At 54.2% G+C, this 13,864-nt stretch carries 11 protein-coding genes and 4 pseudogenes; 7 read left to right on the forward strand and 8 right to left on the reverse strand.

Features of this window, described 5'->3' with window-relative positions; all coding sequences use genetic code 11:
• The first annotated feature begins 4 nt into the window (after positions 1-4).
• The 3 genes and pseudogenes from HAPAU_RS15760 to HAPAU_RS23015 all read left to right on the forward strand — a co-directional run.
• Positions 5-1,294: an MFS transporter gene (locus HAPAU_RS15760; RefSeq protein ID WP_066384775.1), complete on the forward strand. Its 1,290-nt coding sequence runs from the start codon at positions 5-7 to the stop codon at positions 1,292-1,294.
• Between the two features lie 254 nt (positions 1,295-1,548).
• Complete coding sequence (locus HAPAU_RS15765; RefSeq protein ID WP_066385191.1) at positions 1,549-2,208, forward strand: alpha/beta hydrolase; 660 nt, start codon at positions 1,549-1,551, stop codon at positions 2,206-2,208.
• A 203-nt stretch (positions 2,209-2,411) separates the two neighbouring features.
• A pseudogene (locus HAPAU_RS23015) lies at positions 2,412-2,546 on the forward strand (CoA-binding protein); the annotation flags it as partial.
• 17 nt (positions 2,547-2,563) lie between these two features.
• Here HAPAU_RS23015 and HAPAU_RS21840 read toward each other — a convergent pair.
• The 6 genes and pseudogenes from HAPAU_RS21840 to HAPAU_RS15780 form a co-directional block, all read right to left on the reverse strand.
• Positions 2,564-2,704, reverse strand: coding sequence for a DUF7563 family protein (locus HAPAU_RS21840; protein ID WP_169802673.1), 141 nt, complete (start codon positions 2,702-2,704; stop codon positions 2,564-2,566).
• 365 nt (positions 2,705-3,069) lie between these two features.
• The gene (locus HAPAU_RS15770) at positions 3,070-3,237 is read right to left on the reverse strand and encodes a DUF1931 family protein (protein ID WP_066384780.1); all 168 of its coding nucleotides are present in this window, start codon (positions 3,235-3,237) and stop codon (positions 3,070-3,072) included.
• A 149-nt stretch (positions 3,238-3,386) separates the two neighbouring features.
• Positions 3,387-3,485, reverse strand: a pseudogene (locus tag HAPAU_RS23020) (type II toxin-antitoxin system PemK/MazF family toxin); the annotation flags it as partial.
• Positions 3,482-3,775, reverse strand: a pseudogene (locus tag HAPAU_RS23025) (MarR family transcriptional regulator); the annotation flags it as partial. The pseudogenes HAPAU_RS23020 and HAPAU_RS23025, both read right to left, overlap by 4 nt.
• A 273-nt stretch (positions 3,776-4,048) precedes the next feature.
• Positions 4,049-4,204, reverse strand: a complete 156-nt coding sequence (locus HAPAU_RS15775; RefSeq protein WP_245634179.1) for a hypothetical protein — start codon at positions 4,202-4,204, stop codon at positions 4,049-4,051.
• A 93-nt stretch (positions 4,205-4,297) separates the two neighbouring features.
• The gene (locus HAPAU_RS15780; RefSeq protein WP_211263608.1) at positions 4,298-9,025 is read right to left on the reverse strand and encodes a multicopper oxidase domain-containing protein; all 4,728 of its coding nucleotides are present in this window, start codon (positions 9,023-9,025) and stop codon (positions 4,298-4,300) included.
• A 372-nt stretch (positions 9,026-9,397) separates the two neighbouring features.
• Here HAPAU_RS15780 and HAPAU_RS15785 point away from each other — a divergent pair.
• A pseudogene (locus tag HAPAU_RS15785) lies at positions 9,398-9,862 on the forward strand (cytochrome P450); the annotation flags it as partial.
• Positions 9,863-10,198: 336 nt separating this feature from the next.
• Here HAPAU_RS15785 and HAPAU_RS23310 read toward each other — a convergent pair.
• Positions 10,199-10,336 (reverse strand): DUF7563 family protein, encoded by a 138-nt coding sequence (locus tag HAPAU_RS23310; protein ID WP_449267239.1) that lies wholly within the window; start codon positions 10,334-10,336, stop codon positions 10,199-10,201.
• Between the two features lie 13 nt (positions 10,337-10,349).
• On the reverse strand, positions 10,350-10,538 hold the full coding sequence (locus HAPAU_RS23030) for a DUF5786 family protein (protein ID WP_368085898.1): 189 nt from the start codon (positions 10,536-10,538) through the stop codon (positions 10,350-10,352).
• 370 nt (positions 10,539-10,908) lie between these two features.
• Between HAPAU_RS23030 and HAPAU_RS15790 the strand changes: the two genes are divergently transcribed.
• The 3 genes from HAPAU_RS15790 (at position 10,909) to HAPAU_RS15800 (ending at position 13,767) form a co-directional block, all read left to right on the forward strand.
• A complete protein-coding gene (locus HAPAU_RS15790) occupies positions 10,909-11,196 on the forward strand; it encodes a DUF211 domain-containing protein (RefSeq protein WP_066384785.1) in 288 nt (95 codons plus the stop codon).
• Positions 11,196-11,771: a VIT1/CCC1 transporter family protein gene (locus HAPAU_RS15795; protein ID WP_066384786.1), complete on the forward strand. Its 576-nt coding sequence runs from the start codon at positions 11,196-11,198 to the stop codon at positions 11,769-11,771. The genes HAPAU_RS15790 and HAPAU_RS15795 overlap by 1 nt, the downstream gene beginning before the upstream one ends.
• Before the next feature lie 487 nt (positions 11,772-12,258).
• Positions 12,259-13,767, forward strand: coding sequence for a hypothetical protein (locus tag HAPAU_RS15800; RefSeq protein ID WP_066384788.1), 1,509 nt, complete (start codon positions 12,259-12,261; stop codon positions 13,765-13,767).
• The last annotated feature ends 97 nt before the right edge of the window (positions 13,768-13,864 follow it).

Here is a 13,864-nt window from a genome sequence, read left to right on the forward strand (position 1 = left end):
ATCTATGAGTACGGGAACTGAGGTCAACCAAGGAATTCGCGAACACCTCGGGCAGTTCTCACTACACGTCCTACTGGTGTTCGCCACCGGATTGACCATTGGCTCCGAACGGACTGTCGTCCCCGTTCTAGGAGAAGATATTCTCGGAGTCGAGTCGTTCCTTGTCATCGGCTCGTTCGTCGTTTCTTTTGGCTTCGTGAAAGCGCTGCTCAACCTCTATGCTGGAAAATGGGGCGAGGAGTACGGCCGGAAACCGGTGCTTGTCCTCGGATGGGCAACGGCGCTTCCCCTCCCGATCATCCTCATTTTCGCACCCAACTGGGGCTGGATCACTGTCGGAAACATCCTGCTGGGGATCAACCAAGCGTTGACGTGGAGTATGGCGATCAATGCCAAGATCGACCTCGCAGGCCCCGATCAACGCGGGCTCGCAGTCGGTATCGATGAAGCATTTGGCTACACTGGTGTCGCTGTCGGGGCCTGGATCACTGGTGTTATCGCTGGGCAGTGGAACCTCCGGCCCGAACCGTTCTACTTCCTCGCTGTCGTCGTCGTACTAGCGTTCCTCATTTCGATCTTCCTGATCAAGGAAACCGTCCAGTACGCGCAGGCCGAAGGTGAGGACGATCACCACGATGCGAATCTCCCGTTCAACGAGGTGCTGAAACGTGCAACCTACGGCGATAAGACGCTGTTCGCCGCTGCGCAGGCTGGCCATATCGAGAACTTCGTCGACACACTGTTTTGGATCGCCGTTCCGCTCTATCTGGTAAACCAAGGTCTTGGCATTGCGGCAGTCGGGGTTGTGGTCGGCGTCCACAGTGCGATGTACTTCCTTCAGATTGCAACCGGTGGACTTGCTGACCGTATTGGTCGCCGCCCGCCGGTCATCTGGGGGATGTTCATCGCAGGTGCGGGTGTCCTCGGAATGATATTTGTCGAGGGATACCTCCCGTGGGCTGTGCTGGCTGCCATTTCCGGATTGGGGATGGCGTTACTGTATCCGAACTTGATGACTGTGCCGAGCGACGCTGCCCATCCGACGTGGCGGTCGGCAGGGATGGGCGTCTACCGGATGTGGCGCGACGCCGGTTATGGGGTCGGCGCGATTCTGATCGGCCTCTCGATGGAGTTCGTGAACACCGAGGCCGCCTTCTATATGACGGCACTCCTGATGTTCATCTCCGGTGCTGTTGTCTACGTTTGGATGGAGGAGACGCATCCAGACTTCGGGACACACGAACCGCCTGCACCTGCTTCAGAGCAACTAACCCAAACAGTCTCTCGAGACTAGGCCAGCAGAACGTTCTTTCTAAGGATTACCAATGTTCTCTTGAATTCGATACGGAAAACTAGAGGCTTACTATCTGCTGAATATGCGCTGTGTATTCAGCACGACTCCTGAGACTCAGTAGTGATTTAGGGTTTTGACAAGGCTACTAATTTCATGGAGCGCTAACGAAGCGGATACCGGCACGGATCGAACGCTCCGTTATTCGATTCGTTAAAGCAGACTGATGCTCGATGTACTATCTGTACCTGAGTGAGATGAGCGATCCATTTACGGTCGAGTCGAGAGACGACCCACACCAGGGACAGCCACTCGCAACTGCGGGTGCGCCGCCGGAAGCGGCAGACGCAGTTGTCATACTGCTTCACGGTCGTAGTTCGACAGCGAAGAATATCCTTCGACTCGCCGACGAATTCTACCACCATGGGGTGATGTATCTCGCCCCGCAGGCAGCCCGGCGCATGTGGTATCCTCGATCGGGCTATGCACCGTTTGAAGATAACGAACCGTGGTTCTCATCCGCGCTTGACCGCATTTCGAAGGCGCTCAACGTGGCCGCCGCCGCTGGCGTCCCGCCCGAACGCACGCTTTTGCTCGGCTTTTCACAAGGCGGCTGTCTTGCCAGCGAGTTCGTTGCACGAAACCCCCGCCGCTACGGCGGACTCGTGGTACTGTCGGGAAGCTTGCTCGGCCCAGAAGTGAGAGAGGAGTATGCCGGCTCCATCGATGGTACACCGGTCTTTCTTGGGTGCAGCAGTGACGACCCCTACATCACCGCCGCTCGTCTTCACGAGACAGCACGCGTGTTTGAACGGCTTGATGGTGAGGTGACGAGCCGACTCTACAAGGGATTAGGGCACGCTATCAACGACGATGAAATCCAGACGATCGATACATTCGTCGACCAACTCGTCTGAGTAGCGGGCACGAAGGTGTTGAGATCGTCCTAGACACGGAGCGGTAGTACCGATCGTGAACTCCTCAATTTTGCCCAGTTTAACGACCCTATCGAGGATGAGTGAGAGAGATCAACAGTAGCTTGAGTTATGAAACGATCTGGACGTAAAGCGAAAAAAATCTCCGGCGATACGCTGATTTACTGGTCCGTAGTAGTTCGTGTATACCAATCGAGGACAACGACGAACTTCGGCGGATTCTCGGCTACAGCCGAGTGGAAGTCATCGGTGCATCGACGTCCTACGAGAAGACAGCACACATCCTACCAGCGTACCTTCAGCGGCATGGCTACGAAATCACTAACCAAGGAGCAGTTCAGCGGCCAGTTGCTTTCCCGTTTTTGATCGCTGTCGCACTCAGACAGTTGGGACAGCCATAGAGCGTCCCGTCGTTGTCAGCGAAGACGCGGTGGAAATCGGCAGTTACGTGCTGGCCACATTCGTCGCACTGAGGCATACTCGCTTATTGTGTAGAATAGTTATTGATATGGGGTCGATATACGTAAGATGCAACAGTAGAGTAGGGAGTGGTGCATCCTGCAGAGGATCCACCGAGCCGTGCAGCGGTCGGTTCGGCTACGCTAGCAGCGAGTACCGCCCGAACAGAACCAGACGGTGTATCGATTCTTGTGCAACAGTCCCGACTGGAGAGCCACGATGTTGCACAAGGCAATGTCTGACTGGTTACATCGTGTGTGGCGTACAATTACGATTAGTACATAACTCCGAGATACTGCTTGGGCCGGTTTTCAATGGGAACCCTATGAAACGCAGCTACAGTGGGAGTTCCACTACAATCCGTAGTTGGCGGAGCGGTCCGTCTTAGAGGTCGCGGGGCTGAACGGTCTTGCGGTCGTTGTCAGCTGCTCGCTGGGCTGCCGCCTCGAGGAGCTCCTCGACTTCCTCGTCGAGTGCGTCGTAGAAATCCGACGATACATTATGATCAGTGAGCGTCTCCTTGACTGCCGATTGAACGATGAGATCTGCCATCAGCTATCGTTACAGAGGGTGCTCTTGTATGTTTTCTGTTTGGACTGTGAGACACCAGTGTGCTGATGACGCGCTAGAGATGCTCGGTGTATAGTCAATCGAACGCGCTTCCTCCCGCCTTTAGACGCGGGTTTCCGCGCTGTGGTATCTATAAGCCAGGGACGAGCCGTTTCTGATCGCTTGAATGGATCGACCCCATAGACGACGTCCCCTGACTCATAAATAGGAGACGAGGGTGACCCAGTCACGAGGCGTTCGTATCGGTATTATCGTCTGATTCGACGCTTGGATGTGGCTCAGTCGGTGCATGTGCTTCCCAATCAGCTTTCTCTTCTACTCCGAGTTGCTCGTTGAAGAGTTGGGTTGCACGCTCATAGTCCGCTGAGTGCTGCAAGCGATTGGAGTCGCTCGTCAGTGCCCAGTAGGTGGATTTGTGTTCGACGAAATCGCGGGATTTGAGTCGAGTCAGCGCTGTGCTTACCGTATCCGGTTCGAGATCGAGTTGTCTGGCGATCTCTGTGGCCTTAAACGCTCGATCTGTTAGGAGGGTTGACTATGAAGGCGTTGATGGGAATTGACTGGTAGATAGCCTTGTGCAACTTTCGAGTGTGTCAAGAGGATTTGTTGCACAAGGTACTGTCTGACTAATCACTCCGTGGTGTGATATGCGTCCGAAGGTAGAACCTACAAAACCGTTTCTACTACCGACACTACTACTATACTATTCTAGATTTGTTCTAGTTGTAACTAAAAAAGGAGAGCGTGCGTAGGGTGGTTGGTTCGAACTATGAGCCTTCCTCTTAGTCCGTTGTTAGGACATCACGCTTCCTTCGGGGGCTTGCTCACTTGCTCCATCACAACAATCGTGATACCGGTCAGCTGCCTCCTCATCGATGACGATGAGTTTCTTCCCACGACGTTTCGTCTGCTCAATCTCGTCTGTCCCGAGTTTTGCGAGGAAGTCCATAACACGGGCCACAGTTTGGGTGTGCTAGAGCAGAACTCGTATCGAAATGAACGCAACGAAATAAATCAAAATCCCCGTCTGAGGTAGTAGTCTTTACCCGTTATTTGTGAACTCCGTAGTCGAACCGCTAGACCACTCAAGAGTGATCATTCCCTCCTCCATCGTCATGTCCTCAACGAGCGGACCGAGGTTCTCGGGTTCGTCCATTTCGGGAGTTTCGACCATTAGATCGGTCTCTACAAAGACGTTTAGTTGCTCTCCATCCAATGGGGGAGAAGTCATCTCAGAGAGAGACTCATCGACGTCGATCTCATCAGGATCCTCAGACGCATCAATATCGACGCCCTCTTCGACGGCCTCAACTGGTTCGATGATCTCCGCGTTGACGACCTCAATGGTCGTATCGCTCAGCATCTCGACGAGGTTGGCGGGTTCCATATCGCTCGGCTGATGGACCGTAGCGTTGAGCCGGCCATTGTCCTCGTCGGCGTGGAAGACGACCTGCATGTCGGGATCGGCAAGATCAGGGATCGACGCGTCTTCGAGCGGCTCGGCGAAGCAATGTAGGGCCATTGATCCGGCCGGTCCCATGTCGCTGTCGGGGACGATAATCGCGGTATCCTCGCCCTCGGAGTCGGTCATGTCTGTTCGACCAACGATCCAGCCAGGCCGCTCTTCGATAGGTACCCCATTGGCACGGTCAGGCAATGGATGACATCGGTTGGCAAATTTCTGTGGCTGATCGCGAACACGGAAGATTCCCCAGAGGCCAGCCTCGAGTTGACGACGCTGAAGTGTCTCTTGGTAGATGAAGTCGCCCGTGCTTTGAGCAAGACCACCTGCCCCCCCGAGCATGTCGAACCGAAGACCGAGTCCGACGCCGAAGCGGTCGTCGACCCCGATGGTCGGTGATCCTTCGATAGGCGGATTGGCTAGTACTTCACCTGGCGGGTTTCGCTCTGGACCGACGAACCGTGGCCACTGATGATCCGAGAGGTGAAATCGCATGCCACGGGATTTTCCGGTCGATGTCTGGACTTGAAACGCAACTGGATCGCCTTGGAACGCATTCAACACGGGGGTCGCGGGGTCGCCATGGACCTCGGAGTTGAACACGAGATGCTGTTCGTCGCTATTGCGCTCGAAACGTCGAATGAACGGCTCTGCACGGTTGTTGATCGCTCCATAGCCCTGATCCTCAGCATCACCGATCTGATTGCACGGGGCATCAGGATCCTGATCAGGATCATCGGGATTCACCGGAACAACGCAGTTATCTGGATCCTCCCGGTTGATGATATAGCGACCGCTGCTAAACGAGAGGGTAAACTCGCGGAAGTCCGAGGTTGGCTGGACGGTAGTGTCTCCAGTCTGATTCCCAGTGGCTCCACCGGTAGCGTTTCCGGGCGTCTTGATCATTGCATCAGGGAGAGATGCTGCCGGCGTGCCATCAGAGCCATCCGAGTACGGTTCGGCAGTGCGCGGCGAAAGCCACTCGGTGTCCGCAGGGCTGACGATAAGCGTGCCGAACGAGCCGTGGTGGCGGTTGCTCCGGACGTCCGCCATGTCCCAGAGTACACAGTTATCTAGCAGTTCGTCAGCGAACCATCTGTAGGTGATCGAATCGCCCGGTTCGATCGTCTGATCGAAGTTGAACCCGACCGTTGCCCCATCCGATCCGTTGATGTCATAGGTAATCCGCTGGGGGTGCAAGGAGATACGTTTCGAACGATCCCAATCGCGAGTGATCCGCATCTGGGGGTGGTCGTGGTCCCCGTCGAACTCGTCGAGATCGTTGGTAAGTTCGACCTCAATGCATTCGCCTTGGTTCGCCCGCAAGACAAGCGGCGTCGGTGGCCGGCGCCCGCATTTGATATCCTCGACATGTTCATCGAGCGCGAAGATGATCCCGTGGGGATCGTGATCACCGTACTCGTTGAATTTGATATCTGAATTGAATGCTGTGACCTTGTACTTGCGCACAGGCGCATCCATTTCACATGGTTCACCTGGATCCGGCGCCTTCGGAGGTATCTCACCAACGTTCTTGTTTTGGCGGAATTGTTTGTCCGCTGGGAAGTCCCGATCGGCGCCCTTGGGATAGATCAACCGCCACTTCTGGCCCAGTTCCTTCCACCGATCGGTGAACCCGGCCCAGTGACCCATCTCGCGGAGCTCTTCTTTCGTGATCCGTTCGTCTGGCACGCCTTGATCGGGGAGCGGTTGCAGATGATCGACTTTCGCATCGAAGAGGCGATGCATCCCCCACATTCCGGTCCAGAGGTCGTCGTCGATAGCCGACCCGAAGAGGTGGTCATGGACCGGAAGGTCACTCGGGTTGTGCAGCATCTCGAAGTTCTCCTGTTCGGCGAGATCCAACTCGAAGGTGAACACCTCGGAGGTGCCGATGACCTGTGAGACAGTGAACTCGGGGTTCAAGTTTCGCGCGTTGAACCGGTGCATGTGGTGGAAGAAGTCGTGCTGTTCCTCGTAGGCACCTTGGAACAGCCGAATCCTGACCGTGTCCTCAGGGTATGTCTCAAGGACAGGTGTCTCGGGGTCACCGTGAACGGATGAACTGTGGACGTATGCTGGATCGGGATCGTTGCGGTTGTAGTATGGGGAGTTGCGGTAGTTGATCGCCATCGTCCCCTGGTTTTCATTGTGCTGTTCCTGATTGGTGATGAAATCACCGTCCCGATCACGGAGTTGCGCGAAGTCATGGTAGTGCAGGCACTGCTCGCGGAAGTCTTCGCCATCGGGTCGTTCGATAATCGCCTGCGCGCCGGCCTTGATCTTGTTTCCGGTGTAGGGATCACGCCAGACTGAGCCTTCAGGTTCGACGATGAGGCCTGCGAACGAACCGTTCATCACGTCGTCGATGCCCGAGATATGGTCGTGGAAGAAAATCGGGCCTTCTTCGTCGGCGTACCAGCGGTAGGTGCGTTTTTCACCAGCAGGAGTCTGCTGATCGTAGTTGTATCCGGTCGCAAGCGAATCCGAGCCAAGCAGGTCGAACCCGACGAAGTGGGTGTGGATGGAGATCCCGCGCTCGGTCTCGTTTTTGAGGTTCAGCTCGACGCAGTCGCCGACGTTCGCGCGGATGAACAGCGGCTCGGGGTTCATCTTCCCCTCGCGGACGAGATCGGCGTGCTTCTCGAGCACGTAGACGACGCCCTCCGGGTCGTGTTCGCCGGCGTCGTTGTAGACGACGTCGGTGTTGAGGGCGACAATGTTGTACGTCCGCTTCGGCGCGTCTTTGTCAACACACGGGTCGGCGTACGGGGCGACCGGGAACACCCCGTCGAGGACCTCCTCCTCGGTAGGAGTCGGCTCGCGGTCGTCGGGGCGTTCAGGCGGCCTAACGCCCTGCTCGCCGGGGATGAACTCGGGGAACCCAACTCCGTCAGGCGGAACGAGGTCCCCGGTGTTCGGCAGGGGCTGGAGGTCCTTCTGTTCCTTGTCGTGGATACGCATGATGCCCCACATCCCCTCGCCGTAGTGCGGGAAGAGGTGACAGTGGAACAGTGTGTCGCCCGCGCTCCCGTGGACGTACCCGGCGCCGACCTCGAACGCCTCTTCGAACGTCATCTCGGGGCGGACCGTAGTCGCGCCTTCAACGTCACCATGGCCGGCAAGGAAGTACGCCTCGTAGGTGGCGCCCAACCCCACCGTTTGGGCATCGACCGTGTCTGCGTCGGTCCGCGGCGGAATCTCCTTCCAGCGGTGCTGGTGAAGGTGATGGACGTGGTTCTCCTCGACGGAGGCGCCGACAATGGTGAACTTGATCGGGTCGCCCTTGTAGGTCTCGTAGACGTTATCGCCGCCACCGGGGTCGCCGTTCGTCCACGAGTTGTAGAAGAACTCCTCAAGGTCGCAATCAGGACAGCGATCCTCGATTCGGATCCCGGTCTGGTCGGAGCGGTAGTTGATCGCGTGGGTCGTCTGTTCGACGTCGCTGTCCGGGAAGTCGATATCGGGTTTGATTCCCTCGGGTGTGTGATAGAAGGTCACGAACTCTCGATAGCTCGTCTCGAGCACCTCGGGGTCGTGGATATCCGCACGCACGCCGCTGTTCAACTCGCCGCCCGTCTTCGGGTCGGTCCACGTGACGCCCTGGTCGTAGACGACGGCCGCGCCAAACAGCGACCGGCTCAGCAGGTTCGCCTTTTGTGGGGGTTCGTCGGCGCTGTCGTAGGCCTGGTTAGCGCCGTCGTAAAAGAAGTGTGAGCCCGTGTTGCTCGCGAACCACCGATAGGTGATCGAGTCACCCGGCGCGACGGTCGTGTCCTCGTTGAATCCGACCGACATGCCATCCGAGTCCTGGACGTCGTAGGGCAGGGCGGTCTGGTGGATCGACGCGCGCCGGTCGAGGTCGTTATGGAACTCGATCTCGATGACGTCGCCGACGTTCGCGCGGATCGTGAGCGGCTGAATCACTGACGTATCGACCCCGCTCGGCTTCTCCCTGTCACGCTTCTCGTGACAGTCACAGTCGTCCTCGTGGTCGTGATCTCCGTCGCACTCCCGATGGATGGAATGATCGATGTCGTGAGTGTCCTCGATGTCGTCGAATGCCCGACCGGGTATCTCGCCGGAGGCTTTCCGGACGGCCTCCTTGTTCTCCTTGAGGACGTACATCGCGCCGTTGGGCTGGTGGACACCGAAGGCGTTGTAGACGATGTCGACCTCGACCGCGTGGACGTCGAAGTGCCGGACCTTGCCACCCTTCGTGGGTTCGTCGCGCATCGCCGCGCGCAGATCTTCTTGAGCGGCGTACCCGCCACCCATCATGGTGGCAGCTGTCCCAGCGCCGATCATAAAATTCCGTCGCGATGTAGACGGATGCTCGAAGGCCTCTTCGTTGGCTTCAACCGATTGTTGCTCATTTCCAGAATTCGAATCTGTCATGCTATAATGCAAATCATCTATCTAGAGAGAGTATTATAGTTATACAGTTACATATTGGATTAGAGACCATATAATAAAGTAGTCAAAAAAGTCCCTAAAAGACGCAGCATTTCCTAAGCGACGAACCTGCTACTGAGACGGAAAATGAGTGCTGAAAAGAGGATACATTTCTAGATCCGTCTACAATAAGCGAGGTCTAAAAGGAGAGTGTTGAACAAGAGATCCAGTGACGGTCTCTAATTAGAAGGCGTAATCTGATCACACCCTGAGGAGGTTCTTGGCGACGGACAGGCAAATATCAATGCACTCGCCGACCTTCCGTATACGGACGCTGTGATCAACGAATCACTCCGTCTCTATCCTCCAGTATATGGTCTGTTTCGTAAGCCGCAAGAACCGACAGAGATCGATGGGTATGACATTCCTACCAACGCGACAGTTATTCTTCCTGTGTCTGCCGTTCAGCGTGATGAGCGGTGGTATGAAAACCCAAATACGTTTGATCCAAATAGATGGAAAGGCGAATCGGAGATCGAATCGGAAAACCCGAACTTCGCGTACTACCCGTTCGGTGGTGGACTGAACGTGTGTATTCGTGAAACCCTCGCGAAAGCCGAACTCAAAACGGCGCTTGCGATAATTCTTCGTAAGTGGGAGTTCCGACCAGTGACGAAAGAGTTCGAGCGAGCAATTGCGATCACTGCTCAACCTCGCGAAGAGCTGCTTGTTGAAATTGTCGAGAGGTAATACTTAAGGGATTGCAGCAATTCTCTCCTCTGAGACAGAACGTATGGTTTTCTCAGGAATCTAGAAGAGCTATATGTCCCACCAAGAGGGGTGTCGATCTCGTCCTTGGATTCGGCGAGCGGAACACGCCGTGCCCATGTGCGACCGATGACTGTAAGCATGATGCCGACTACTACGTCCTAACCGATACGGTGCTCTCGGAGTACGTCTGCGAACAGCACCGTGAGCGGATTGTCGAGCGAGCGCAGGCCTGAATCCCTTCTTGTTCAATAACGGAGTCCTATTCACTCCGGTTAGCTGCAAGAGGCCGATAGCTGCTAAACGATCAACGATCGGTTAGTTTCTCGTCATGATTGCCGTCGCACTCAAACAGTCGGGACAGCCATACTGCGTCTCGTCGTTATCGGCGAATACGCGGTGGAAATCGGCGGTTACGTGCTGGCCACACTCATCCCACCAAGACAGACTCCTCATTGGATCGGTCGTACTATCGGTTCGACTGCTGTGTGTCTTTCAGTGTAGCCCATTGAGCGAGGAGCTCGTCGACTGACTCATCCCCGATGTATTCGAGATGGCCTTTGAAGATCGGTCGTTGATCGTCGGAATCAGTTCGGATACGGCTTAGTCTCTTCTCGCGGCGCTCATATTCTTCTGCATCAAATCTTCCAATTGACATGAAAATTTCCTCTGTGGTACTTATTAGAGCCGTGAGGAGATAGCGATATCGTGCGATTCAGATTCCAACAATCATACAAACCTCAGTGGGGATACCACGGTCTGTAGCCCGTGGAGGAGCGCGCAATCCCCGTTAGTCAGTTGTCATTCGGTGGCTCGCTGGAATCCAGACGTTTCGCTACTTCAAGCATCATCCCAGTCCTGGTACACCACAGTGACGACACCGGTCTGTGTCCGTGCATGTATCTCTCGCGGGCATAACGAACAGAGCTTCTACTGCTCAAAATCACGGAGCCAAATGCGTATGACAGTTCAGCCTCTACATGAGACGGTATCAGTACTGCTTTGCCATACGATGAAATAGATGCTTCATGGCCCAGATTCGGCGCTTGGTTGTCGATGTGCTGAAACCCCACGAGCCACCGGTATTGGCATTCACCCAGCAGGTAGGGGATGCTGAAAGCATCGCGGGAATCAATGCGACACTTCTCGAGCTCGACAAGGAGGTCCAAAACGTAAAACTCACGATCGAGGGTGAGGCTATTGACTACGACGCTATCGAGGCTCTTATTGAGGATGCAGGCGGCACGATTCATTCAGTTGATCAAGTTGTATGTGGAGAATACATCGTCGAGAACGCGCCGACCCCACAGGACTGATGGCCTCGAATTCGATTCGAGAACGTATCGGGATTGACAAGATTGGGCCGATTGCACGGCGATACTTCGTTTCAAACGGATTCGACGGTGCACTCACGGGCGTCGGGATCACCGTCGGCGCGTACCTTTCAGGGGTGCCGGATGGCTTTACAGTTATCAAGATTGGTCTCGGTGGGGCTGTCGGTCTTACGACTTCCGGCGTCTGGAGTGTTTGGGAGATCGAACGTGCTGAGATGCAAGCAGAACTGCATGATATCGAAGAGGCGATGCTCACCGATTTGAGTGAGACGCAAGTCGAGCGTGACAAAACCAGTACGCAGGTCGTCAACGCGCTCATGAGCGGTCTTGGGCCGTTAGTCGGACTCTTGTTACCACTTATTCCATTTCTCTTTGAGGGGGCACCTCTCTCATTGTTTCAGGCCACCCTCCTCTCAGTCGCCGTGACAGTCGGAGTATTGTTCACCTTCGGAGCCTACATGTCGATGATTTCGCGCCAGCGCTGGTACATTGCTGGCATTCGGATGGGGCTTGCGGGCATCGTCGTAGCAGTCATCAGTATCTTCCTTCCCGGATAGCAGTCCTCAGCGAGTCGGGAAGAGCAAAGGGGTGAGCGAAATCGATTGTTAGACTGCTTTTCGGTACTGCAGACTCCTTTGAGACACTACTGTTTCACACGGTAAGATCCAATTAATTATACCGTGTGTAATATGTGTCCGAAGGCAGAACCAACGAATTCGTGTCGCCTTTCTCTGCTATCACTAAACCAGAAGGATATTCGGAGCTATCACTAGGAGAGAAGGGTTACGTGAAGTACCACGGGTCGGGTGACCCGTGGAACTCTCGCTGCTTTCTTCTTTAGAGGGGTCTCGTTAACTGTTCTCTTTCTCTTATTTGGGCATTAGATTATCGTATTTACTATTAAAAATGATGTTATGATATGATGAATGTCGATAAAAATAGCAATGAATTAGATCGTCCTCTAATAGAGTATGATTAATATTTCAATATTAGTATTTAGATGATGATAATTAAGTGTCACTATAGTGTCTGGTATATCGTAGCATGGACGAAAATAGGACGAACCACAGTGAAATGAAACGCAGAGGCTATCTCAAAGGACTCGCAGCAACTGGGCTTGGTACCAGTGCACTAGCTACGGCTACTCGCCGTTCAGATGCACATGCTGAAAACCACAATACAGATACTGCTGATGGAGGCGACCTCTACCTCGTTTTCGGTGCCGATTCCTCTGCAGACGAGCTTGATTCGTGGGTTGAAGACCACAGAGACGAAATCCACACCAACTCGCAGCAAGCGTCTGCACAAGTCATCCAGTATCAGGATGTCACGCAGATCAGTGTTAATCAGCAGAACAATGCTGTTGCCATCTCAGTTGATGGTGGTGAAGCAGAAGCGATTCAAGCGGCTGAACAAACCAATTCTAATAACCAATCTGGAAGCGCCGAATCAATTAATATAGAACAGGAAACGAACAACCATACTTTCAGCGATATTAACGACGCATATGTTGTTTTCGCTGAAGAGACTGAGTGTCGTGAATATTCCGGCTGGGTCGTTAGTGACGAAAGCTATCAGCCGGATCAATCTGCTCAGGCAACGATCGAGCAAACCCAAGAAGTCAATCAATTCAATTTCAACAGTCAGAATACGGCTGTTGCGATCGCTGAGGGCGGAAGTTGTTCACAGGCATCACAGCTGAGCTATCAGGAAAACGAAAACCTGCAAGCTGCTGAGGCTGTTGCAGTCAATATCGGCGAGAGCGACAGTCAGAGCGCCGAATCCTCAGTCGAGCAGACTCAAGAAGTCACACAACTGAACGTCAATGAACAAGGTATTGCCATTGCGATCGCGGTTGGAGAAAACAGCGTTGCAGAGGCCCAACAACTCAGTTTCCAGTCAAACCGAAACGAACAACTCGCCAGTGCAACTGCACTCAACTTCGATTCGATGTCAGTCGACAGCGTTGTCGCAAAGGCCGATATGAGTGGAGAGTTCCTAAGCGAGAAGCTGTCATACTCGACGGACGGGTCGAGCCAATCCAATACACAGGAGGCCGCAGCCGATATTTCGCAGGTTCAAAGTGTTGGACAGGAGAATATTAATCTCCAAAATGCGGCGATCGCTGTTGGGCTTGAAAACAGTGAGGCAACAGCCCGACAAGCAAGCTACCAAGGGAATTTCAACGCCCAAGTCGCATCAGCGACTGCCGTAAACAGTAATGACGGAACTCATAGCGCAAATGCAGTGCTCAATGGCGCAGATATGACTGGTGATGAGTCGTGGGCGATTGCGTATGAGAATGGAGATGATGAGATTGAACAGCAAGTGGCTGAGATCGAGATCGATCAGTTGCAGATCGTCCAGCAGTTGAACGTCAACGAACAGTTTGGAGCAATCGCATTTGCGACGGACTGTGGAGAGGCAGTGGCTGAGCAGTTGAATTTCCAGCTGAATGAGAACGTCCAGGTAACCGAAGCGACGGCGGTTAATGAAGGTGATGAGAACACCACCGAGAAGGACAACAAGGAAAGCAGATGTGAGAAGAACTAAGTAGTACAGAAAAATCGTATAGTAGACATATATCAATTCCATATCAACTATTGTTTACCGGTAGTGTTATGTTCGACGTAGATTTACGAGAAGAAAA

Source organism: Halalkalicoccus paucihalophilus, from assembly GCF_001593955.1.
GTDB classification, from domain to species: Archaea; Halobacteriota; Halobacteria; order Halobacteriales; family Halalkalicoccaceae; genus Halalkalicoccus; species Halalkalicoccus paucihalophilus.

Coding starts and splice junctions, on each gene's coding strand:
- HAPAU_RS15760 (WP_066384775.1), top strand. CDS start 5: ATGAGTACGGGAACTGAGGTCAACCAAGGAATTCGCGAACACCTCGGG.
- HAPAU_RS15765 (WP_066385191.1), top strand. CDS start 1,549: ATGAGCGATCCATTTACGGTCGAGTCGAGAGACGACCCACACCAGGGA.
- HAPAU_RS21840 (WP_169802673.1), bottom strand. CDS start 2,704: ATGCCTCAGTGCGACGAATGTGGCCAGCACGTAACTGCCGATTTCCAC.
- HAPAU_RS15770 (WP_066384780.1), bottom strand. CDS start 3,237: ATGGCAGATCTCATCGTTCAATCGGCAGTCAAGGAGACGCTCACTGAT.
- HAPAU_RS15775 (WP_245634179.1), bottom strand. CDS start 4,204: ATGGACTTCCTCGCAAAACTCGGGACAGACGAGATTGAGCAGACGAAA.
- HAPAU_RS15780 (WP_211263608.1), bottom strand. CDS start 9,025: ATGATCGGCGCTGGGACAGCTGCCACCATGATGGGTGGCGGGTACGCC.
- HAPAU_RS23310 (WP_449267239.1), bottom strand. CDS start 10,336: ATGAGGAGTCTGTCTTGGTGGGATGAGTGTGGCCAGCACGTAACCGCC.
- HAPAU_RS23030 (WP_368085898.1), bottom strand. CDS start 10,538: ATGTCAATTGGAAGATTTGATGCAGAAGAATATGAGCGCCGCGAGAAG.
- HAPAU_RS15790 (WP_066384785.1), top strand. CDS start 10,909: ATGGCCCAGATTCGGCGCTTGGTTGTCGATGTGCTGAAACCCCACGAG.
- HAPAU_RS15795 (WP_066384786.1), top strand. CDS start 11,196: ATGGCCTCGAATTCGATTCGAGAACGTATCGGGATTGACAAGATTGGG.
- HAPAU_RS15800 (WP_066384788.1), top strand. CDS start 12,259: ATGGACGAAAATAGGACGAACCACAGTGAAATGAAACGCAGAGGCTAT.